Genomic DNA, 21363 nt, shown 5'->3' with positions numbered 1-21363 from the left:
CCCGGAACCACCGGCCCGCGCACGCGGCGGAGGCCGGTAGCCCGACCGGCAAGACGGATCAGCACGTGGTGCCCGGAGCAGTGTTGCTCCGGGCACCGCCCGTCGTTGGTGGACGGATCGCCGTCGGGTAACCGGCCGAGCAGCGGCCGAGCCCGGCTGAACTGCCGGACCCGGCCGCTGCGCCTCGTACGAGGTTTCCCGCCTCAGCGCCCGCTCGCGATCACCGCCCGGTCACGTACGGACCCGGCGGCGCACGCCGGCCAGCACCAGTGCCGTTCCGAGCAGCACCGACGTCAGTCCGATCGTGATCCACCGCCCGGCGGCCGGGCCGGTCACGGGCAGGTGGTGCTTTGCCTTGACCGGGATGGTCAGCGTCGACTCCGGTGACACGGGTGCCGGCCCCGACGGTGGTGTGCCGGTGACGGTGGCGACGTCGCGGACCGAGCCGTGCCTGTAGTCCTCCCAAGAGACGGTGTAGGTCGCCCGGCAGGTGATCGAGTCACCGGCGGCCAGGGTCACCGAGCCGTTCGGCACACCGGTCAGGCCACAGGTGATCGGGCCGAGGTTCGCCGAATCCGCCGGGGCGACCAGGCGGTCGGTCACCGTCACGTTGGTCAGCCGTACGGAACCGGTGTTGGTGACCAGGAAGGTGTAGGGGACCTGCTGCCCCGGCTTCCAGATCACCTTTGTGCCGGACGACTTCACCACGGTCAGCGAGGCGTCGCCGGTGGCCGTCACGATGGCCGAGGAGGGTGCGGATTGCACCGGGTCCGGCGGCGGCTGGCCGGGGATGGTCGGCGGGGTGCCGAGCGCGACGGCCGTGTTCGTGATCTGTCCCGCGTCGATGTCGGCCTGGGTGACGGTGTAGGTGCCGACGCACTCCCGCTCCCCTCCGGGTGCCAGCGGAAGGTCGGGGCTCCCGCAGTCGATCGGCCCCGGGGTGCCGGTGCCGGAGAACGCGGTCTCGTCGACGGTGATCGCGGTCAGCGCCACGTTGCCGATGTTGGTCACGTCGTACCGGTAGACGACCTGGTCACCGGCCCGGTTGACGGTGCTCGGGTCGGCCGACTTCGCCAGGCTGAGGGCCGGGTCCGGGTCCACCGGGATGCTCACCGTCGAGCCGGGCGAGACCGGCGCCGGTCCCGAGGGCGGCGTGCCGGTCGCGGTCGCCACGTTCGTCACGGCCGAACCGCTGTAGTCGGCCTCGGAGACCGTGTACGTGGCCCGGCAGGTGACCGTGCCACCGTTGCCCAGGGTGACCGAGCCGTTGGGGACATTGGTCGGCCCGCAGGTGATCGGACCCAGGTTCGCCGGGCTTGCCGGCGGGGTCAGGGTGTCGGTCACGGTGACGCCGGTCAGGGTGACGTTGCCGGTGTTGGTCACCAGGAACTCGTACGGCACCTGCTGGCCGACCGAGGTGATCGCCGTCGTGGTGGACGACTTGACCACCGTGATCGCCCCGGCGGTGATGGCCGGAATGGTCAGCACCGATGGCCCGGAGTCGACCGGGGTCTGCGACCCGGCCGGGGTGCCGTGCGCGATAGCGGTGTCCGCGACCGAGCCGCTGTCCAGGTCGGCCTGGCTGACCGTGTAGGTGCCGGTGCAGGTGGTCGACGTTCCGGGAGCCAGGGTGGTCACCGGGCAGGTGATCGGCCCCAGGTCCGTGTTGGACGACGGCGGCGTCTGCACGTCCGTCACGTTCACGTTCGACAGCGTGACCTGCCCGGTGTTGGCGACCAGGAACGAGTACGGGACCTGCTGGCCGATCCGCGAGATCACCGAGCTGGCGGACGCCTTCACGATGGCGATCGAGGACAGTCCCTCGGCCTCCGGGATGGTCAGCGGCGACGGTGCCGAGTCGATCGGCGTCTGCGAACCGGCGGGTGTGCCGTGCGCGGTCGCGGTGTCGGACACCGACTCGTTGTCCAGGTCCGCCTGGGTGACGGTGTACGTCGCGGTGCAGATGGTCGACGCACCCGCCGCCAGGGTGGTCACCGGGCAGGTGATCGGACCCAGGTTCGCGTTGGACGACGGCGGCGTCTGCACGTCCGTCACGTTCACGTTGGACAGCGTGGCCTGGCCCGTGTTCGTCACCAGGAACTGGTACGGCACCTGCTCGCCGAGCGCCGTGATCGCCGTGGTGGTCGACCACTTCACGATCGAGATCGCGGCGGTCGGTGCCACCGACGGGATCACCAGTGTCGACGGCTCGGAGTCGATCGGGCTCGGCGACCGCGGCGGGGTGCCGTGCGCGGTCGCGGTGTCCGACACCGACCCGTTGTCCAGATCCGCCTGCGTCGCCGTGTACGTCGCCGTACACGTGGTCGACACCCCGGGCGCCAACGTGGTCACCGGACACGTGATCGGCCCCAGGCCGGCGTTCGACGACGGCGGCGCCTGCACGTCGGTCACGTTCACATCACTCAGCGTTTGCCGGCCGGTGTTCACCACGGTGAAGGTGTAGGGCACCTGCTGGCCGACCGACGAGATCAGCGTGGTGGTGGACCATTTCACTACCGAGATCGAGTCGAGGAGTACGCCGTCGGCGATGGTGAGCGACGACGGTGGTGAGTCGATCGGGGTCTGCGAGCCGGTCGGGGTGCCGTGCGCGGTGGCGGTGTCCGTCACCGACCCGTTGTCCAGGTCGGCCTGCGTGACGGTGTACGTCGCGGTGCAGGTGGTCGAGTCTCCGGGCGCCAACGTGGTCACCGGGCAGGTGATCGGACCCAGGTTCACGTTCGACGACGGCGGGGTCTGGACATCCGTCACGGTCACGTTCGACAGCGTCACCTCTCCCGAGTTGATCACCAGGAAGTCGTACGGCACCTGCTGGCCGACCGCATTGATCACCGTGGTGGTGGAGGACTTGACCAGTGCGATCCCCGGGGTGGGTGACACCGCCGGAATGGTCAGCGTGGACGGGGCGGAGTCGATCGGGCTCGGCGACTGCGGCGGGGTGCCGTGCGCGGTCGCGGTGTCCGACACCGACCCGTTGTCCAGATCCGCCTGCGTCGCCGTGTACGTCGCCGTACAGCTGGTCGACGCAGCGGGCGCCAGGATGGTCACCGGGCAGGTGATCGGACCCAGGTTCGCATTGGACGACGGCGGCGTCTGCACGTCCGTCACGTTCACGTTGGACAGCGTGAGCTGGCCCGTGTTCGTCACCAGGAAGGCGTACGGCACCTGCTGGCCGACCGCGTTGATCGCGGTGGTGGTGGAGGACTTGACCAGCGCGATGGAGGCGATGGCCGCCGCACCGGGAATGGTCAGCGACGACGGTGCCGAGTCCACCGGGGTCGGCGAGTCCTTTGGGTTGCCGTGCGCGATCGCGGTGTTGGTGAGCGCGTCGTTGTCCAGGTCGGCCTGGCTCACCGTGTAGGTGGCGGTGCAGGTGGTGGATTCGCCCACCGCCAGGTCGGTGACCGGGCAGGTGATCGGGCCCAGGTTCGCGTTCGACGACGGCGGCGTCTGTACGTCGGTCACGTTGACGTTCTCCAACGTCACCTGACCGGTGTTCGTGACCAGGTACGAGTACGGCACCTGCTGTCCGACGGTGGTGATCGCCGTGGTGGTGGAGGACTTCACGACCGAGATGCCGGCCGCCGGTTCACCGTTGCAGGCCAGTGTGGTGGCGAAGGGGAAGTAGTGGACCTCGCCGCCCTGGTGGTCGAAGGAGCGGGTGATGACGCTGCCCTCGGTGTTGGTCGGGGACAGGTCGACCAGGTCGGCGTTGGGGGCGTAGATGCTGCCCTCGACGGTCGCCGCGGCCGGGGTCAGGGTGAGCGAGGTGGCGGTCGGGAAGTTGATCAGGATGTAGCGGGCGTCCTGTCCGCCGACGCCGGAGAAGTTGGGTGCGGTCCAGGCGAAGCTGTTGCCGATCCCGGTCGTGTCAACGTTGATCAGCAGTGGCGTGGTCGCGGTCGGCGGGGTGGTGAAGGTGAGGATCGCGATGTTGTTGAGGTCGGCGGCGGTCAGGTCGAGCACGTTGGTCACGCCCGGCGTGAGCGAGACGACCGCGTTGCTGCCCGGTGGGATCGGCTCGGGCAACGGATCCCCGTTGGGTGTCCGCAACAGCAGGGTGTTGTCGCAGGTGGCAAGGTCCGTGGAGGTCGTACGGAAGGTGCTGAAGGCGGCCGCGAAGTCGATCGGGGACGTCGGGCCGACGCTGCTCACCGGTTGCTGGGTGGTCAGTTCGATCCGGGGCGACGCGTCGTAGTCGTCGGCGGGCAGGATGCGGGTGTTGACCGACGCCTGGTTGTTGTCGAGATCCCGGACGAAGGTCCCGGTCAGGTTGCCGATCTTGGCGTACCCGCCCTGCTGCACCTGTAGCCGACTGCCCGGCACGCTCCCGGTGAAGTTCACCCGGCCGCCCACGACCAGGGCGGTGGGGCGGGCGTCGCCGGGGACGGTGAACGAGCCGACGCTGCTGCCGGCGACCTGGTAGTTGCCGAAGCTCAGGTCACCGCCGACGGCGAGGGTGCCCTCGTTCTCGTTGGTCACCACGTTCGCGTTGCCCTCGGTCATCACCCCGAAGCTCAGTGCCGCGGCGACCGGGTTCACCGGTCCCACCGGGGCGGCCTCGGCCGGCTGCGGCAGCAGTACGCCGAGCCCGACCGTCACCGCGCTGGCCAGTGCCAGGGACCAGCGCCTCCTGGACCTTGTCGAAATTCCCATTACGCCCCCGTTTAGTGCGATTCATATCGCCGTTGCAACGAGGCAGTCCGCTGGGAGATTCGACCTTGGAACGGGCTTCGCCCGATCGAGCGACTCACCGGCGATTCTCGCCCGCCCCGAACCCCGGACGCCCCGTACACCCCGAACCCCGGAGGCCCGAGCGCCGGCCGTGACCACAAAGACCACAACGAACTCCGCGACCGCAACCGTGACCGGAGTCACTCGGACCGGAAGCATTCACGCAACCCAGTGGAAACGCTGCGGCAACAGATGACGATCCCGGCCGAGGAGATAGCGATGACAGACGTTCGAGGCACGGCGGGCCAACGATCCCGCGGCGGCCCGTACTCGCCCGGCCGTGGACCGGCGGTCCGGCATCGGGTCGCCGCGCTGGTGTGCGTACCGCTGCTGGCGCTCGCGGCGGGCGGCTGCGCCAAGGACGGCGACGACGCCGGCTCCGACGCGGCGGCGGTCAAGTACCCCACCACCACCCTGGAACTGATGGCACCGGCGGCACCCGGCGGCGGCTGGGACAGCACCGCGCGGTCGTTGCAGAAGGCGCTGACCGACAGCAAGCTGGTCACCGAGTCGGTCGAGGTCTACAACGTGCCCGGCGCCGGCGGCACCCTCGGCCTGTCCCAGCTCGTCACCAAGAACAAGGGCGACGCGCACCAGCTCATGGTCACCGGCCTGGTGATGATCGGCGGCGTGGTGACCAACAAGTCCCCGGTCAAGCTGAGCCAGGTCACGCCGATCGCCACGCTCACCGCCGAGCAGGAGGTGATTGTGGTCCCGGCCGCGTCGAAGTACACCACCCTGCAACAGCTCATGGACGACGCCAAGGCGAACCCCACGTCGATCAACTGGGGCGGCGGCTCGGCCGGCGGCACCGACCAGATCCTGATCGGCCTGCTCGCCAAGGCGGCCGGCGCCGACCCCAAGGCGATGAAGTACATCGCCTACTCCGGCGGCGGCGAGTCCAAGGCCGCCCTGCTCTCCGGTGACCTCACCGCGGCCGTCTCCGGCGCGAGCGAGTACTCCGACCTGGTCGCGTCCGGCAAGCTGCGCGCCCTGGCGGTCTCCGGCTCGGCCGGCATCGACGTCGGCGCCGGCAAGCCGACCCCGACGATCAAGGAATCCGGGTACGACGTCGAGCTGATGAACTGGCGCGGAGTGGTAGCGCCGCCCGGGATCAAGGCCGGCGAGCGGGCCGCCATCATCAAGCTGATCGACGACCTGCACTCGTCGGCGCAGTGGAAGCAGACCCTCACCGACCAGAAGTGGGAAGACTTCTACCGCAGCGGCGACGAGGCCAAGGCGTACTTCGAGAGCGAGAACGACCGGATCACCACGGTCCTCAGCGAGATCGGCCTGGCCGGTTAATGGCTCTGCCGACAACTGACGCACAGGGGAGGGTCGACCCGCGGGTCGCCCTCCCCCGGGCGCCGTGGGGACCCCGGATCCTCGGCGCCGTACTGCTGGTGGTCGGGCTGTTCCTGTGCTGGACCGCGTACGACTCCGCCGAGGGCGACTTCTCGGCGCACGGGCCGTGGCTGGCGCCCCTGGTGGTGACGGCCGGCTGGGTGGTCCTCTCCGCCTGGTACCTGGTCAGCCAGTTCGTCCGCCCCGCCGGTCCGACCGGCGACGCCCCGGTCGAGGCGGAGTCGGCCGCCGAGCCGGCACCCGCCGACCGCCCGGTCCCGACCGACACGCCGGTCGACGAGCCCGAGCTGGTTGACGAGCCCGAGCTGGTTGACGAGACGGAGGCGACCGGGCCGGTGCAGTGGCTCACCCCGGTCCTGCTGAGCGTGGCCCTGCTCGGGTACGTGCTCGTCCTCGAACCGGTCGGCTTCGTACTCGCCTCGGCGGTCTTCTTCGTCGCCGCCGCCCGGATCCTCGGTAGCCACCACTCGATCCGGGACGTGCTGGTGGCGGTGCCGCTGGTCGTCGCCATCTATCTCGGCTTCACCCAACTGCTAGAGATCTCGCTGCCGGCCGGAGTGTTGCCGCTGTGAACGTTTTCGGAGACCTGATCGGCGGCTTCGGCACCGTGCTGGAGCCGCAGTACCTGCTGTACGCCGCGATCGGGGTCACCCTCGGCACCTTCGTCGGCGTACTGCCCGGCATCGGGCCGGCGCTGACCATCGCCCTGCTGCTGCCGGTGACCTTCAACCTGGACGACCCGATCGGTACGTTCATCATGTTCGCCGGGATCTACTACGGCGCCATGTACGGCGGCTCGACCACCAGCATCCTGCTGAACACACCGGGTGAGTCCGCCTCGGTCGCCACCGCCATCGAGGGTTACCAGATGGCCCGGCGGGGTCGGGCCCGCGCCGCGCTGGCCACCGCCGCGATCGGCTCGTTCGTCGCCGGCACCATCTCCACCCTGCTGCTCACCCTCTTCGCCCGGCCGGTGGCCGCGCTGGCGGTCGAGTTCCGGGCGGCGGACTACTTCGCGCTGGCCCTGCTGGCCATGGTCGCGGTCACCGCGCTGGTCGGCAAGTCCCTGGTCCGCGGGCTGCTCTCGCTCAGCCTGGGGCTGTTCCTCGGGCTGGTCGGCCTCGACGGTCTCACCGGCCAGGCCCGGTTCAGCTTCGGCACGCTGGAACTGCTCGACGGCATCGACGTCGTGGTGATCATCGTCGGGCTGTTCGCCATCGGCGAGACGCTCTACGTGGCGAGCCGGCTGCGGCAGCTGCCCGAGCACGTCACCCCGCTGGAGCCGGGTCGGGGCGGCTTCGGCTGGCTCAGCCGGTCGGACTGGTCCCGCTCCTGGCGGCCCTGGCTGCGCGGGACCGCCGTCGGCTTCCCGTTCGGCGCGCTGCCGGCCGGTGGCGCCGACATCCCCACCTTCCTCTCCTACACCTTCGAGAAGTACCGCTCGAAGAACAAGGCGGAGTTCGGCAAGGGCGCGATCGAGGGGGTGGCCGGTCCGGAGGCGGCGAACAACGCGGCCTTCTCCGGCGTACTCGTGCCGCTGTTGACCCTGGGTATTCCGACCTCGGCCACGGCGGCGGTGATGCTGGCCGCGTTCCAGATCTTCAACCTGCAACCCGGCCCGCAGCTGTTCGACAAGTCACCCGAGCTGGTCTGGGCGCTGATCGCCTCGCTCTACGTCGGGAACGTGCTCCTGCTGGCGCTGAACCTGCCGCTGATCCGGCTCTGGGTGAAGGTGCTCCAGATCCCCCGCCCGGTTCTCTACGCCGGCATCCTGGTCTTCGCCACCCTCGGTGTGTACGCCGCGTCGAACGACATCACCCAGGTGCTGATCGCGTACGGGATCGGGGTGATCGGGTTCTTCATGCGGCACTACGACTTCCCGATCGCACCGGTCATCCTCGGCGCCATCCTCGGCCCGATGATGGAGTTGCAGTTCCGGCGCACCCTGGTGCTCAGCAACGGGGACCTGAGCGTCTTCGTCACCCGGCCGCTGACCGCCGTACTGCTCTCGCTGGTGGTGCTGGCGGTGCTGGTGCCGTACCTGCCGAGGATCATCGCGCGGATGCGCGGCCGGTCGGCGGCATCGGTGCAGCGGCTCGCCTTCGGCGAGGACGACTGAACCAGCCGCACGAGGACGACTGAACCACGCTCGGCGGAAGGCTCAGGCTCCGCCGGTCCACCGGTAACGACGTTCCGGTCGGCCGGCGGAGCCGTACCGCAGGCTCACCCCGGCCTTGCCCGCGCCGACAAAATGCTCCAGGTAGCGGCGGGTGCTGACCCGGGACAGGCCGACCCGGTCCGCGCACTCGGTCGCCGACAGGTCTCCGCCGGCCGTCCGCAGCGCCTCGGCGACCAGGTCGGCGGTCGGCCGGGTCAGCCCCTTGGGCAGCTCGATCGGCGGTGCCGGGCGCAGCGCCAGGAAGAGCCGGTCGACGTCGTCCTGGGCCACCTCGCGGGAACCGGCGAGCCCGTGGTGGGCGACCGCGTACCGCTCCAGCCGGTCGCGCAGCGCGTCGAAGCTGAACGGCTTGATCAGGTAGTGCACCACCCCGCTGCGCAACGCGGTCCGGATGGTGTTCACGTCCCGCGCCGCCGTCACCGCGAGTACGTCCACCACCGCGTCGCCCTCGCGCAGCCGACGCAGCACCTCCAGCCCGGAGACGTCCGGCAGGTAGATGTCGAGCAGCACCAGGTCCGGCCGGAGCCGCTCGACCTCGGCGAGCGCCTCGGCGCCGGTGTGCGCCACCCCGGCGACGGCGAAGCCCGGCACCCGGTCGACGAACCCGCACTGCACCTTCGCCACCATGAAGTCGTCGTCCACGACCAACACCCGGATCACGCCGACGCCCCGTCCACTACCAGCACCCGGATCATGCCGGCGCCCCGACGACCAGCGGCAGCCGGGCCACGAACGACGATCCGCGCACCTGCACGCTGCCGCCCCGGTGCTGGCAGATCAGCCGGATCAGGGCGAGGCCGAGGCCGTGGTGACCGAGGGACTCGTCCTTGGTGCTGTAGCCCTGCCGGAACACCTGCTCGACCAACTCCGGCGGTACGCCCGGACCGGAGTCGCTGACCGTCACGTGAACCTCGCCGTCGTGCACCCGTACCCCCGCCTCGACCCGGCCGCCGGGCTCGATCGCGTCCAGCGCGTTGTCGATCAGGTTGCCGATCACCGTGACCAGATCACCGGCGAGCCGTTCGTCGACCACCGGCAGGTCCGACTCGGCGGAGATCACCAGCTGCACGCCCTGCTCGGCGGCGAGACTGGCCTTGGCGATCAGCAGCGCGGCCAGCGCCGGGTCCCGGATCAGGCTGGTCACCTCCCGGTTGAGCTCCTCGTGCACCTGGCTGGCCCGGGTGATGTAGCGGACCACCTCCTCGTGTTCGCCCAGCTCGACCAGCCCGGCGATGGTGTGCAGCCGGTTGCTGAACTCGTGTGCCTGGGCCCGCAGCGTGTCGGTGGTGTGCCGGCTGACGTCGAGTTCGCGGCGCAGCGCGGTCAGCTCGGTCCGGTCCCGCAGCGTCGTCACCGAACCTACCCGCCGGCCCCGGACCAGCACCGGCCGGCGGTTGAGCACCAGCACCCGGTCGTCGCTGAGCACTATCTGGTCCACCCCGCTGACCCGCCCGGTGAGTACGTCGCGCAGCCGGGGTTCCATCGGCTGGGCGTGCAGCGACTGCCCGACCGGCGAGGCCGGCAACCCGAGCAGGCGTACGGCCTCGTCGTTGACCAGGGTGACCCGGTCGGCGGCGTCGGTGCCGAGCACGCCCTCCTTGATGCCGTGCAGCATCGCCTCCCGGTGCTCGACCAGACCGGTGATCTCGTCCGGTTCCAGGCCCAGCGTCTGCCGCTTCACCCGGCGGGCCAGCAGCAGCGACCCGGCCACCCCGAGCACCCCGCCGAGCAGCAGGTAGGTGAGCAGGTTGGTGAACCCGGCGGCGAGCTGTTCGGGCAGCGTGGGATAGACGTCGCCGACCACTATCAGGCCGAGGAAGGCGCCGTCCCGTTCGTCGAGGACCGGCACGTGCGCGACCAGCGCCTTGGAGCCGTCGTCGACGACACCGACCCAGGACCGGCCGGCGAGCCCGTCGCTGGTGCCGAGCACCGCCGGGGTGCCGGCGTCCGGACCGGTGACGAGCTTGCCGGTGGCGTCGGCGATCAGCACGTACGAGGCGCCGGAGACCGCTCGGGCGCTCTCCGCGACCGCGGCCAGCGCCTCCTGCCCGGCCGGGTCACCGAGCCCCAGCCGTACGGTGCGGTTGATCGCCGCGTTCTCCCCCACCGAGCGCAGCCGGGCGCCCTCCTCGCGGCGGAACGCCGCGTCGGATTCGGCGATCGACACGGCCGCGACCGCGCCGACGACCAGCAGCACGATGCCGAGTTGGAGCAGCAGGAACTGACCGGCCAGGGACATCCGCTGACGCATCGCTCCTCCTCCGCCGGGGGGCCGGCAGCCACGAGGCGCCGGGACGGGCATATACCGGACCCGGACGGGCGTGCTGGGTAGCGTCCGCCCGACCGGCGCCGGAGTCAACCGAAAACTACCCGAGCCCCGGCTGATGACAACCGGCCGCCGGACGAGCAGGATCGTCAGGTACCTCCGCCGGACGTCAGCTATCAGCACTCGACGGCCCCAGGGCGGGAGAAACCGGCAGAGGAGGATCGAAATGCGACGGCTGACCCGAGCAGTCGCGGTCGGCCTGGGCCTGCTGCTGGTCGGCGTACCGGGGTGCGACGTCGGACGGCCCGCCGACAACCTGTCCGAACTGCGGGTGCTGGTGCCGAACGCGCCGGGCAGCGGTTACGACGTCACCGCGCGGATCGCCGCCAAGGCGCTGGAGGACGCCGGGGTGATCCGCGGGGTCGAGGTGTTCAACCTGCCCGGCGGCGGAGGCGTGGTCGGTCTGCGCCGGCTCGGCTACGAACGCGGCAACGGCCGGCTGATGATGCTGATGGGGCTCGGGGTGGTGGGCAGCCAGTACACCGGGAGCGCCCCGGTGACGCTCCAGGACACCACGCCGATCGCCCGGCTGATCGAGGAGCCGGCGATCGTGGTGGTGACCCGCGAGTCGCCGTACCGGGACCTGGCCGAGCTGATCGCGGCCTGGCGGGCGGACCCGGCGGCCGTACCGGTCGGTGGCGGGTCGTCGGCCGGCGGCCCGGACCACCTGGCCCCGATGCTGGTCGCGGACGCCGTCGGCATCCCGCCCCGGCAGGTCGCCTACCAGCAGTACGACGGCGGCGGCGACCTGCTCGCGGCGATCCTGCACCACCAGGTGGCGTTCGGTGTCTCCGGCCTGAGCGAGTACGCCGACCAGATCAACTCCGGGCAGTTGCGGGTCCTCGCCGTCACCAGCGAGCACCGGGTTCCCGGCATCCTCGCCCCGACCCTGCGCGAGGAGGGGGTCGACGTGCTGTTCAGCAACTGGCGCGGCATCGTCGCCCCGCCCGGACTCGCCGAGCGGGACGTGGCGGCGATGCGGGACGCGATCGCCCGGCTGCACGACTCCGCCCAGTGGCACACCGCCCTGGCCAGGTACGGCTGGACCGACGCCTACCTCGACGGCGACGCCTTCGGCGACTTCCTGCGTACGGAGAACGACCGCCTCGACCACCTGCTCGGCGGCCTCGGCCTGACCGAAACGCAGTAGCGGGGCGCGGGCGCAACCGGTGCGGCGCCGGTCAGTCGCTCACGATCGGCCCGTTGTCGGTGGTGTCGACCTCCCGCCCCGGCCCGATCCGCACCCCGCCCTCGGCCCCGGAGTCGGAGTCGATCTCGGCCTTGACCTCGGCTTCGGCGCCGTCCGGGCGGTACGGGCCGATACCGGAGAACCGGCCGGCGCCGTGCCGGCGCAGGATCGCCTGCTCCACCACGTTCACCACGATGATCACCCCGGCCAGGGTGACCAGCGCGGCCAGCGCGGGGATGAGCGTGGCGACGGGGAAGAAGACCAGGCAGGCGGTGGCCGCGAGCAGGCGGCGCCAGGCCACCGTCCGGTGCAGCCGCCAGTGGGTGTAGGCGAAGGTGCCCAGAAAGAGCGCGGATCCGGCGTAGAGCAGGGCCGCGTCGCCCATCCTCATCCCGCTCAGCGGTGACCGGACCACCTCGGCCTGGCCGACCGAGATGGCGATGATCCCGCAACTGAAGCCCAGGTGCGCGTAGAGCAGGATCGAACGGCGTACGTCGCCGTGCCCCTCGGACTGGACCACCGCCCGGCGGAACGCCCAGAGACCGTGGATGAAGTAGGCCCACCAGAGCCCGGACGCGAGCGCGTACGAGCCGGCGACGGCGATCATCCGGGGCCAGGTCAGCGGCAGGCTGGACGCGACCGCGCCGACCTGCACCACGGACTCGCCGAGGACGAGGATGAGCAGCAGCCCGTACCGGTGGGTGTAGTGCACCGGCCGGACCCGGAACTTGGCCAGTTGCCGGCGCAGCACCAACGGGCTGAAGATGTCGATCGCCGAGGCGGTCGCCCAGAGCACTATCCGGGCGTCGCCGTCCACGATGCCGCCGATCAGCAGCAGCGGACCGGAGATCAGGGCGCCGACCCCGTACGGGCCGACGAAGAAGCCCCGCCACTCGCGGAAGTTGTTGAGGGCGAACCCGGCGAGCAGCACCCGAATGATCACGTAGCTGACGCCGTAGAGCAGGCCACGATCGTCGAAGGCGCCGGGGATGGCGAGAGCCAGGACGAGGTTGCCGAAGCCGAGGGTGAAGATGACGACCCGGTCGCGTACGTTGCCGATGTCGCGCTGGTTGGCGTAGATCGTGACGCCGACCCAGGCCCAGTACATCGAGATGAACAGGATCAGCCCCTGGGCCACGCCGAGCCAGTCGTGGTCGGCGAACAGCTCGGCGGTGATCTGGGTGACGGCGAAGACGAAGGCCAGGTCGAAGAAGAGTTCCTCCCAGGTCACCCCCTTGTCCGACTGCGGCTGCCGCACCAGATCAACATACCGATCACGGTGCGTCGCCGGAGCCGGAGCGACCAGATCACGCGGCCCGATCCAGGGTCGTCTACGCCGTGAGAATCGTCGCTGCGAATGGCGGCGGGCGGGGCGCCGCCGCTAGCGTGTCGCTGCCGTGGTGCTCGGGAAGACCGGTGCGAAACCGGAGCGGCCCTCGCCACTGTGATCGGGAAGTCGTTGGTCTGAGCCCGGACGCCGGCGCGCCACGCGCGGCGACGGACCGGGCAACCACTGGGCAGCCGCCCGGGAAGGTTGACCGACGACGTGTCACCCGTCAGCCAGGAGACCGGCCACGGCACCGAACAGACCCATCCACGAGGTGCTGGAGAGGTGGTCCCCATGCGCGTGCGCGCATCCCGACCGCAGTCCCGCCGACGCGTACCCGCGCCGGCCATCGTCGCCCTGGTCGCGGTGGCGGCGCTCGCCGCCGGCTGCGGCGGCAGCGACGAACCACGGGGTACGGACGTCGCCGGGTCGGCGTCGACCGGACCGGTGACGCTGAAGAACTGCGGCTTCGACGTCACGGTCACCGCCGTGCCGGCCAGGGTCGTGACGATGAACCAGGCGGCCACCGAGATCATGCTCGCGCTCGGCCTGGGCGACCGCCTGATCGGTACGGCCTACCTGGACGACACCATCCTGCCGGAGTACGCCGACGCCTACCGCGCCGTGCCGGTGCTGGCGAAGGAGTACCCGTCGAAGGAGAAGCTGCTGGAGGTCGGGCCGGACTTCGTCTACGGCTCCTTCGCCAGCGCCTTCGGCGAGGAGGGTGCCGGCGACCGGGCCGCCCTGCGGACCCTCGGCATCGGCAGCTACCTGTCCCCGGCCGGCTGCCCGGCCGACGCCAGGCCGGCGACGCTGACCGTCGACCACGTGTTCGACGAGATCCGCGAGGTCGCCACCGTCTTCGGGGTGCCGGACCGGGCCACCGCCCTGGTCGACGCCCAACGCGCCCGAATCACGGCCGCCGCCGCCAAGCCGCGCGCCGGTGTGTCCGTCTTCTGGTGGGACGACGGTACGGACGCGCCGAGCGCGGGTGCCTGCTGCGGCGCCCCCGGAATGATCATGTCGGCGGTCGGGGCGCGGAACATCTTCGCCGACGTCACCGGGAGCTGGGGCGACACCAGCTGGGAGGCGGTCGTCGAACGGAACCCCGACGTGATCGTGCTGATCGACGCCGAGTGGAGCCCGGCCGCCGGGAAGCAGACCTACCTGGAGGCGAGTCCAACCCTGCGGGACCTGCCGGCGGTACGGGACAAGCGGTTCGTCACCATCCCCTTCTCCGCCACCTCGGCCGGGATCCGCAACGTGACCGCGATCGAGGGGCTGGCGAACGGGCTCGCCGCCGTGGCGCCGCGTACCGGCGGTTGACCGTGACCGCGTACCGGCGGGTTGACCTGACCGCCTCCCGTGCCGGCGCCGCCGGTCGGACCGGTGCCGCCGGTTACGCGGGGCTGCTGTTGGGCCTGACCGCCGCCCTGGTCCTGTCGACCGGGGTGGCGGTCACCATCGGCCCGGCGGACCTGTCCCTGGCTACGGTCTGGTCGGTGATCGGGGACCACCTCGGACTGGTCCACTCCGACGTGCCACTGCTGCGGGACCACATCGTCTGGCAGCTGCGGCTGCCCCGGGTGCTCACCGCGGCGGTGGTCGGGGCCGGGCTCGCCGCCGTCGGCGCGGTGACGCAGACCCTGACCCGCAACCCGCTGGCCGACCCCTACCTGCTGGGCATCTCCTCCGGCGCGTCACTGGGCGCGGTCCTGGTCGTCGTCGCCGGGTTCGGCGCCGGACTGTGGGCGGTCTCCACCGGGGCGTTCGTCGGCGCGCTCGGGGCGTTCGCGCTCGTGCTGGTCGTGGCCAGCCAGCGCGTCCGGCTGGCGCCGACCCGGATGATCCTGGCCGGGGTGGCGATCGGGCAGCTCTGCGCGGCGGTCACCTCGTTCGTCATCATCTGGCAGGCGGATCCGCACGCCACCCAGGAGATCACCTTCTGGCTCTCCGGTTCGCTCGCCCGATCCGCCTGGACCCCGCTGGCGTACGGCTGCTTCGCCCTCGCGGTGACCATGCTGCTCTTCCTCTGGCACGCCCGTACGCTGAACGCCTTCGCCTTCGGCGAGGACGCCGCCGCCAGCCTCGGTGTCGACGTCACCCGCGTCCGCTGGCTGCTACTGGTCTGCGCGGCGCTGCTCACCGGCACCCTGGTCGGCATCAGCGGGGCCATCGGTTTCGTCGGGCTGATCCTGCCGCACGCCGTCCGGTTCTTCACCGGGCCGGACCACCGCCGCCTGCTGCCGGTGTCGGTCCTGGTCGGCGCCGTCTTCCTGATCTGGGTCGACACCGTGGCGCGGACCCTCTTCGAGCCACGGGAACTGCCGGTCGGGGTGCTCACCGCGCTGCTCGGAGTGCCCGCCTTCGTCGTGCTGATGCGCCGCCGGGAGGTGCGTGGCTGATGCTCACCGCCGCCGGACTGAGCTGGTCGGTCAGGGGCACGTTGATCGTCGACGGGGTCTCCTGTTCGGTGCCGGCCGGCACGCTGGTGGGGCTGCTCGGGCCGAACGGCTCCGGGAAGACCACGCTGCTGCGCCTGATCGCCCGGCTCACCACCCCCGACCGGGGCACGGTGCTGCTCGGCGGGGACGACCTCACCGGCCTGGACCGGCGTGACCTGGCCCGACGGCTCGCCCTGGTCGAGCAGTACGCCGACACCGATCTGGACCTGACCGTGCTGGACGTGGTCCTGCTCGGCCGTACCCCGCACCGGCGCTCGTGGTGGGGTGAGGGCGCCGCCGACCTGGCCGCCGCGTACGCCGCGCTCGACCGGGTCGACCTGGCCGGGTTCGCACGGCGACGCTGGCACACCCTCTCCGGTGGCGAGCGCCAGCGGGTGCAACTCGCCCGCGCGTTCACCCAGGAGCCCGAGCTGCTGCTGTTGGACGAGCCGACCAACCACCTCGACATCGGACACCAGTTGCAGCTCCTGCACCTGGTACGCCGCTCCGGGGTGACCACGCTGGCCGCGCTGCACGACCTCAACCTCGCCGCCATGTTCTGCGACACGCTGGTGGTGCTGCACCGGGGTCGGGTCGCCGCCGCCGGCCCGGTCGCCGAGGTGCTCACCCCGGACCTGCTCCGCGAGGTGTTCACCGTGCACGCCGACGTCGGTACGCACCCGACCACGGGTCGACCGTCCCTGACCTTCCACCCGCCCACGGACTGACCGCCCCGACCGGTCGGTCGGATACGCCTATCGTGGCAAGATGCCCGAACGACCCCGTACCGTCGACCCGCCCGCCGGCAGCTCGCCTCTTGGTTCGCCCCTTCCTCCTTCCGACAGCTCGGGCACCTCGGATGCCTCAGGCGGCTCGGACGCCCCGGACGCCTCGGACCGCTCGGACGCCTCGGACCGCTCGGGCGGTGGTCCGCTGCGCGGGGTGCGGGTGGTGGAGCTGGCCGGCATCGGGCCGGGGCCGTTCGCCGCGATGATGCTGGCCGACATGGGCGCGGACGTGATCCGGGTGGACCGGGCCGCCGAGGTGCGCCCGGACAGGTTCGGCACCCCGCATCCCGACCTGCTCAACCGGGGCCGCCGCTCGATCGGGCTGGACCTGAAGGCCGACGGCGCGCGGCAGCTCGTACTCGATCTGGTCCGCGACGCCGACGTACTGCTGGAGGGGTTCCGGCCCGGGGTGACCGAACGGCTCGGCCTCGGCCCAGCCGACTGTCACCAGGTCAATCCCCGGCTGGTCTACGGCCGGATGACCGGCTGGGGGCAGGACGGCCCGAACGCCGGGTACGCCGGACACGACCTCACCTATCTCGCGCCGACCGGGATCCTGCACGCCATCGGCCGGGCCGGCGAACGCCCGGTGCCGCCACTGAACCTGGTCGGCGACTTCGGCGGGGGCGGGATGATGCTCGCCTTCGGGGTGGTCTGCGCACTGCTCGACGTACGCGCCGGCGGTGCCGGACAGGTCGTCGACGCCGCCATCGTCGACGGTGCCACCCTGCTCTCGACCGCCCTGCACGGTCTGCGCGGGCTCGGCATGTGGCGACCCGAGCGCGGGGCCAACCTGCTCGACGGCGGGGCACCCTTCTACGACACGTACGAGTGCGCCGACGGCAGGTTCGTCGCCGTCGGCGCACTGGAACCGCGCTTCTACGCCGAGCTGGTCGCTCGTACCGGATTCCGGCCGCCGTCCGGGGCGGGGGAAGCCAGGTTCGATCCGGACTCCTGGCCGGACGACCGGGCCGCGTGGGCGGACCTGTTCCGCAGCCGGACCCGGGACGAGTGGGCGGCGCTCCTGGAACACAGCGATGCCTGTGTCGCCCCGGTACTGGACTGGGACGAGGCACCGGAGCATCCGCACCTGGCCGCGCGCGGGGTCTTCGTCACCCACGCCGGCACCATCCAACCCGCCCCGGCACCGCGGCTCAGCCGTACCCCCGGCGCGATCCGCCGCCCCCCACCCCACCCCGGCGAACACACCGACGAAATCCTCACCGAACTGGGCCTCTCCCCCACCACCATCACCCACCTCCACCAAACCAAAACCATCGCATAACCCCCCTCTCCTCCCCCTCCCCCCTCCCCTCCCCCCTCCCCCCCACCCCTCTCCGCGTCGATCTAGGGCGTATGGGGGCTTGTTGATCTCTGATCACCCCCATATGCCCTAGATCAACGCGGGGGGAGGGGCGGGGAGGGGGACGGCGGGGCCGGTTACGGTGATGCCGGAGGTGGGGGTGGCGGGGATGCCGATGGTGAGGACGCTGGGGCGGCCGAGGTCGGCGCCCTGGTGGATGGTGACGATCGCGGGTGGGGTGACCAGGCCCAACTCGCGCAGGTAGCCGCCGAGGGCGGCTGCGGCGGCGCCGGTGGCCGGGTCCTCGACCACGCCGCCGGGCGGGAACGGGTTGCGCGCGTGGAAGACCGTCGGTGACTCGCGCCAAACCAGGTCGACGGTGGTCCAGTCGTGGCGAGCCATCAGGGCGGCCAGCACGGGCAGGTCGTAGTCCAGGTCGGCGAGCCGCTGCCGGGTTGCCGCCGCGATCACCGGGTGCCGGGCACCGGCGAAGGCGACCCGTGGCGGCAGGGCCGGGTCAAGATCGGCCGAATCCCAGCGCAGGGCCGCGAGCAGCTCGGCGAGGTCGGCGGCCACGATCGGATCGGTACGCGGAGCGACGCTGGTCAGCGTGGCGATGGTCGTACCGTCCGGAGTGAACGCGGTGGTCACGTCGATCAGACCGGCGCGGGTGGACAGGTGCATCCGCCCGGCGCCGTGCCGCTGGGCGTACGCGGCGGCGGTGGCGATGGTGGCGTGGCCGCAGAACGGCACCTCCGCCAACGGGCTGAAGTAGCGGATGTCGAACCGGTCGTCGCCGCGCGGCAGTAGGAAGGCGGTCTCGGAGTAGCCCACCTCGGCGGCCACCCGGAGCATCTCGTCGCCGTCCACGCCGGTCGCGTCGAGCACCACTCCGGCCGGGTTTCCGCCGCTCGGGTCGGCGCTGAAGGCGGCGTACCGCAGGATCTCCATGATCGCGACCCTACGCGCGGCCCACGGCGCCCAGCCACGACCAATTCGCGCCCGCTGGACCGGCCATGACCGATCGGCGGCCGCTGGACCAGCCGGCGGCGACCCCGCGGCCGGGGAGGTGGATCCGCAGCTCAGAGCAGGACGTGAGGGGGTGGATCCGCAGCTCGGAGCACCGATGTGAGTGAGTCCGAGAATAGTTCATTTTCATTCATCGACCGGGTCGCGACCGCGGCTCACATTGTTGACAGACTTGCATATATCGGGGACCGGCGGTGGTCAGTTCCAACCGATACCGGCGGTCGCCGGACGACGACCGCGGGCAGACTGATCACCGATCACGAGCAACCCCGAAAGCCCTCCGTAGGCACCCATCCGCAGCCCTGGTGACACCCGCCCCACGGCAGCCGGATCCCATCCTCTTCAGCCTCCTTCCCTACCGCGACACGTTCGGTTCGGACGGCACCACGATGGCAGTTCTCGCCGCACGACAAGGAGAGACACCATGCGGCTGATTATGTTCAACACCCTGATGGGCGCTTGCGCCGGCGTCGCGCTGCTGCTCGTACCGCGCTTCTGGGCGGTGGTACGGGGTGAACGACCCCCGTTGCTGCTGCTGGGCAACCTGCCGGTCAGTCCGAGCGGCTGGGCGGCGACGTTCGGCATCCTCGGTGTCGTACTCACCTCGCTCGGCTTCGTCACCACGATCTGGCATCCCTCCGCCCCCGCCAAGGACTACATAGACACGATCTTCGGCGAGCCGACCCTGCTGCTCGGTGTCATCCTGCTCGCCGCCGCCTGGTACCTCGGCCGGCGGCGCGACGACGAGGAACTGGACGTGACGGCGCTGCGCGCGGTGCTCGCCCCGGTGGGCTGGGTGGTGTTCTGGCTCGGCATCATCCTGGTCTGGTGCACGCTGGCCATCGTCCGCTTCAACGTCGTCGGCGGCGCGCCCCGCGAGGAGCCGATCACCGGGCTGCTCAACGCCCTGCCGATAGTGGAGAACCTCTTCTTCGCCCTGCTGCTCTACGGCCCCGCCGCCGTCGGCTGCCTGCTCTTCCCCGCCGCCGTACGCGGCAACAGCCGGGCCGCCTGGCTCACCCTCTACTGGTGCTGGACCATCGCCGGATTCGGGTTCGCCATGTTCAGCGCGATGAACTTCTACACCCACACCGGAATGCTGATCAACTTCGGTTCGGACGGCCCCGACTACCGCTGGTGAGCCCCGCCCGCACCAGCTGAATATGCAGCGTGACCAGGTCGGTGTCCGCCACGAGCGGCCCGACCGGGTCGCGTCCGACCCGCTGACCGCCGCCCGCCGGTGGCGATCCCGGTCCGGCCGACGGGGGACCGGGATCGCGTACGGCGGCGGCGGTCAGCGCCGCGTCGGGGTCGCCGGTGAGCAGGATTCCCGCGTCCGCGCCGTCGATTCGCGGTGCCGACGGCCTGCCCGGTTTGGTCGATCCAGTTGATCTAAGCTGACCGGGTCCGGGCCGGAGTACCGGCCAGGCACGTGAACGCGCGGAAATCAGAGGCCATCATGTACGACGCGATGCTGGCGGAGACGGTCACCCTCGCCGGGGCCGACGGCGACGAGATCGAGGGTTACCTGGCCCGGCCGCTGGGCCCCGGCCCGTACGGCGCGGTGGTGGTGATCCACCACATGCCCGGTTACGACGAGGCGACCAAGGAGATGACCCGGCGGCTGGCCCACCACGGGTACCTGGCCCTCTGCCCGAACCTGTACAGCCGGGAGGCGCCCGGCGCGAGCCCCGACGACGCGGCCGCCGCCGCCCGCGCCAACGGCGGGGTGCCGGACGTACGGCTGGTCGGTGACGTGGCCGGTGCGGCGGCGTACCTGAAGGGGTTGACGTCGAGCAACGGCAAAGTCGGCGTGATCGGTCACTGCTCCGGCGGCCGGCAGGCGTTCCTGGCCGCCTGCCAGTTGCCGCTGGACGCGGCGGTCGACTGCTACGGCGCGTTCGTGGTCGGTACGCCCCCGGCGGGGATGCCGGCGACGTTCCAGCCGCTGCTGGGCATGGCCGACCGGCTCTCCGCCCCGCTGCTCGGGCTCTTCGGTGCGCAGGACAAGTACCCGTCGCCGGAGCAGACCGCCGAGTTGGAGCGGGAGCTGACCCGGCTCGGCAAGACCTTCGAGTTCCACACGTACGACAACGCCGGGCACGCCTTCTTCGCCACCGACCGGCCCAGCTACCGCCCGCAGGCGGCGGTCGAGGGCTGGCAGCAGATCTTCACCTGGTTCGACCGCCACCTGAGCGCCTGATCCGCCCGTCACCCGAGCGCCCGAGAAGGAGCCGGACATGTGCACCTACGTCACCGAGAAGATCGAGATCGACGGCAGCGGCAAGGGACCGACCGGCTGGTTCGGGCTCACCGGGGCGACCGTGTACGTCGACCACCCACAGCACGCCCCGTACGAGCACACGGTGAACATCGACCTGGTCAATCCGGCCGCCGGTCCGGCCGCCCGGGTGGCGGTGGAGCTGACCGAGGAATCGGCGCTGGCCCTGATCGCCGCGATCCAGGCGGCGCTGGCGAGCGCACCGCCCGGCCTGGCCAGCGCCCCGCGCCCGGCGGCCTGATCCGGAACCGCCCGGCGTCCTGATCCATCCAAGGCCGGCGTCCCGGTCCTCCGGAGGCCCGCGTCCTGATCGGTGGAATCACCGTGCACGGCATCACCAAAGCCGACGAGGAGGGCTGGCGTCCTGATCCTCGGGAAGG

At 71.3% G+C, this 21363-nt stretch carries 16 protein-coding genes and 1 riboswitch; of the genes, 11 read left to right on the top strand and 5 right to left on the bottom strand.

Going from position 1 to position 21363, the window contains the following annotated elements:
* Positions 1-231: 231 nt before the first annotated feature.
* Entirely contained in the window at positions 232-4674 is a 4443-nt protein-coding gene (locus OG792_RS34680) for a DUF7507 domain-containing protein (protein WP_442932409.1), read from the bottom strand.
* Between the two features lie 297 nt (positions 4675-4971).
* On the opposite strand from OG792_RS34680, the gene OG792_RS13460 reads away from it, so the two are divergent.
* Genes OG792_RS13460 through OG792_RS13450 form a run of 3 tightly spaced genes read left to right on the top strand, consistent with a single transcriptional unit; the run spans position 4972 to position 8236 of the window.
* Positions 4972-6057: a Bug family tripartite tricarboxylate transporter substrate binding protein gene (locus OG792_RS13460; protein ID WP_329109831.1), complete on the top strand. Its 1086-nt coding sequence runs from the start codon at positions 4972-4974 to the stop codon at positions 6055-6057.
* Complete coding sequence (locus OG792_RS13455; protein ID WP_329109830.1) at positions 6057-6689, top strand: tripartite tricarboxylate transporter TctB family protein; 633 nt, start codon at positions 6057-6059, stop codon at positions 6687-6689. Before OG792_RS13460 ends, OG792_RS13455 begins: the two co-directional genes overlap by 1 nt.
* Positions 6686-8236 (top strand): tripartite tricarboxylate transporter permease, encoded by a 1551-nt coding sequence (locus OG792_RS13450; protein ID WP_329109829.1) that lies wholly within the window; start codon positions 6686-6688, stop codon positions 8234-8236. The genes OG792_RS13455 and OG792_RS13450 overlap by 4 nt, the downstream gene beginning before the upstream one ends.
* Positions 8237-8278: 42 nt before the next feature.
* Here OG792_RS13450 and OG792_RS13445 read toward each other — a convergent pair whose 3' ends face one another.
* Together OG792_RS13445 and OG792_RS13440 are read right to left on the bottom strand one after the other, a co-directional pair.
* A complete protein-coding gene (locus tag OG792_RS13445; RefSeq protein ID WP_329109828.1) occupies positions 8279-8956 on the bottom strand; it encodes a response regulator in 678 nt (225 codons plus the stop codon).
* 31 nt (positions 8957-8987) lie between these two features.
* Entirely contained in the window at positions 8988-10547 is a 1560-nt protein-coding gene (locus tag OG792_RS13440) for a sensor histidine kinase (protein ID WP_329109826.1), read from the bottom strand.
* Positions 10548-10788: 241 nt separating this feature from the next.
* Here OG792_RS13440 and OG792_RS13435 point away from each other — a divergent pair, with 241 nt between their 5' ends.
* Positions 10789-11772, top strand: coding sequence for a tripartite tricarboxylate transporter substrate binding protein (locus tag OG792_RS13435; RefSeq protein WP_329109825.1), 984 nt, complete (start codon positions 10789-10791; stop codon positions 11770-11772).
* 31 nt (positions 11773-11803) lie between these two features.
* On the opposite strand, the gene OG792_RS13430 is transcribed toward OG792_RS13435, so the two are convergent.
* The gene (locus OG792_RS13430; protein WP_329109823.1) at positions 11804-13069 is read right to left on the bottom strand and encodes a low temperature requirement protein A; all 1266 of its coding nucleotides are present in this window, start codon (positions 13067-13069) and stop codon (positions 11804-11806) included.
* Positions 13070-13192: 123 nt separating this feature from the next.
* Positions 13193-13402, top strand: a riboswitch (cobalamin riboswitch).
* A gap of 30 nt (positions 13403-13432) precedes the next feature.
* Here OG792_RS13430 and OG792_RS13425 point away from each other — a divergent pair.
* From OG792_RS13425 to OG792_RS13410, 4 genes are read left to right on the top strand one after another with little or no spacing between them, the layout of a single operon-like run.
* On the top strand, positions 13433-14464 hold the full coding sequence (locus OG792_RS13425; RefSeq protein ID WP_329109822.1) for an ABC transporter substrate-binding protein: 1032 nt from the start codon (positions 13433-13435) through the stop codon (positions 14462-14464).
* Between the two features lie 2 nt (positions 14465-14466).
* Complete coding sequence (locus OG792_RS13420; protein WP_329109821.1) at positions 14467-15543, top strand: FecCD family ABC transporter permease; 1077 nt, start codon at positions 14467-14469, stop codon at positions 15541-15543.
* Positions 15543-16310, top strand: a complete 768-nt coding sequence (locus OG792_RS13415) for an ABC transporter ATP-binding protein (protein ID WP_329109820.1) — start codon at positions 15543-15545, stop codon at positions 16308-16310. Before OG792_RS13420 ends, OG792_RS13415 begins: the two co-directional genes overlap by 1 nt.
* Positions 16311-16350: 40 nt before the next feature.
* Positions 16351-17655: a CaiB/BaiF CoA transferase family protein gene (locus tag OG792_RS13410; RefSeq protein ID WP_329109818.1), complete on the top strand. Its 1305-nt coding sequence runs from the start codon at positions 16351-16353 to the stop codon at positions 17653-17655.
* Positions 17656-17763: 108 nt separating this feature from the next.
* Here the strand turns inward: OG792_RS13410 and OG792_RS13405 are convergent, their stop codons facing one another.
* The gene (locus OG792_RS13405; protein WP_329109817.1) at positions 17764-18624 is read right to left on the bottom strand and encodes a PhzF family phenazine biosynthesis isomerase; all 861 of its coding nucleotides are present in this window, start codon (positions 18622-18624) and stop codon (positions 17764-17766) included.
* A gap of 502 nt (positions 18625-19126) precedes the next feature.
* On the opposite strand from OG792_RS13405, the gene OG792_RS13400 reads away from it, so the two are divergent.
* The 3 genes from OG792_RS13400 to OG792_RS13390 all read left to right on the top strand — a co-directional run bounded on the left by OG792_RS13400 (position 19127) and on the right by OG792_RS13390 (position 21224).
* Complete coding sequence (locus OG792_RS13400) at positions 19127-19843, top strand: DUF981 family protein (protein ID WP_329109815.1); 717 nt, start codon at positions 19127-19129, stop codon at positions 19841-19843.
* Positions 19844-20161: 318 nt separating this feature from the next.
* Complete coding sequence (locus OG792_RS13395) at positions 20162-20905, top strand: dienelactone hydrolase family protein (protein ID WP_329109813.1); 744 nt, start codon at positions 20162-20164, stop codon at positions 20903-20905.
* A 37-nt stretch (positions 20906-20942) separates the two neighbouring features.
* On the top strand, positions 20943-21224 hold the full coding sequence (locus OG792_RS13390) for a DUF6295 family protein (RefSeq protein WP_329109812.1): 282 nt from the start codon (positions 20943-20945) through the stop codon (positions 21222-21224).
* Positions 21225-21363 lie beyond the last annotated feature (139 nt).

The sequence above is a fragment of the Micromonospora sp. NBC_01699 genome (assembly GCF_036250065.1).
In the GTDB taxonomy this organism is placed as follows: Bacteria; Actinomycetota; Actinomycetes; order Mycobacteriales; family Micromonosporaceae; genus Micromonospora_G.
This window is presented reverse-complemented; position numbering and strand designations above follow the sequence as displayed.